Source organism: Nocardia sp. 852002-20019_SCH5090214 (genome assembly GCF_001665865.1).
In the GTDB taxonomy this organism is placed as follows: domain Bacteria; phylum Actinomycetota; class Actinomycetes; order Mycobacteriales; family Mycobacteriaceae; genus Nocardia; species Nocardia nova.
Map to the genome: position 1 here is coordinate 1 of NZ_LZMK01000406.1, position 1,299 is coordinate 1,299.

Genomic DNA, 1,299 nt, shown 5'->3' on the forward strand with positions numbered 1-1,299 from the left:
CCGACCAAACTGAGCGGAACAGCCGTGGCCGGCATGCTCGCCCGGGAACTCGAGACCCACTGCCCGGAGGGCTTCATCCCCGCTCGACTCACAGTCGACCTGTATCAACCGGTCGACAACGCCGCGTTCGATCTGCGCAGCACGGTGGTCCGTCGAGGATCTCGAATCACTGTTGCCGACGCGGCACTGTCGCAAGACGGTCAGCAACGTGTGAGGGCGACAGCCGTTTTCCTCACCACCGGGACCGAACCGCCTGGCCAGCTCTGGAGCCGAGACGAACCGCTGCCGGTTCCGCCGCAGGAGAGTGCTGTGCCCGGCGGGACGCCGCCGCTGTTCAAGAGCGGCGATCGCGACTGGTCCGAGGATTTCGCGGCGAATCAAAACGCCGACCGCAAAATCTCCTGGCAGAACCTGCCACCACTGGTCGCCGGGGAACCGATCACTGGGTTCCAGCGCGCCGCGATCCTGGGTGACTCCACGAACCACGTGTGTCACTGGGGCACCGAAGGCGCCGGCTACATCAACGCCGATGTGACCGTGGCGCTTTCGCGTCTGCCGATCGGCTGCGACCTCGGACTACGCGCCGACAACACCATCGCCTCGGCGGGCGTGTCCATCGGCAGCGCCACCCTCTACGACCGCATCGGCCCGGTCGGCACCTCCGTGGTCAGCACACTGTCGAACGCACGACGCCAAATCGACTTCGCCGCCACCACCAGCGCCGCATTCGGCGGCGAGTAACCGGCGGGTGCTTCACGGGTGAGGAAGCATCTCCGGCTGAGCGAGCCTGGCGAGCGTTTGAGCAATGTCGGTGCCGGGCTGGCTGAAGGTGGCGTCGAAGTAGGCAAGCAGGTATGCCCGTTGCAGGTCGATCGAACGGGCCGTGTCGATTGTGCCGACTGCTTCGGCCTTCTTGGCGGGCTCGAGCAGGCCGGCCGTGGTCAGTTGCGGCAGGATGATCTGCTGGTCGCACAGCGACATGTGCTGGGTTCCTGCGATGCGCAGGGGGATCTTCACCCCAGTGTTGGTTGCCCAGCGCGGTTCCCAGCCCGGATTGCCGAACCAGGGCGAGGTGTCGCTGGCCAGCATCAGCAGCGGCCGGTCGAGACCGTCCGCGGCGACAGAGCCCAGGATCGGGCCGTCCAGATCGACGCCGGCACGGACACGGTGGTCGTCGTGCATCGTTTGCACGGTTGTCGACCCGCCTAGCGAGTGACCGAACATTCCGACTTTCGACAGGTCGAGGTCCTCGGCGAGGTGCGGTGGGAGTCCAGCGCGTCCCGGCTGTTCGGTGGCAGC

Annotated in this window: 1 protein-coding gene and 1 pseudogene; one reads left to right on the forward strand and one right to left on the reverse strand. The window is 66.6% G+C overall.

Annotation, left to right across the window (positions count from 1 at the left end):
- A partial coding sequence (locus A5780_RS43305; RefSeq protein ID WP_082976931.1) for an acyl-CoA thioesterase domain-containing protein occupies nt 1-741 on the forward strand: 741 nt, incomplete at its 5' end.
- Between the two features lie 12 nt (nt 742-753).
- On the opposite strand, the pseudogene A5780_RS43310 reads toward A5780_RS43305, so the two are convergent.
- A pseudogene (locus A5780_RS43310) lies at nt 754-1,299 on the reverse strand (hypothetical protein); the annotation flags it as partial.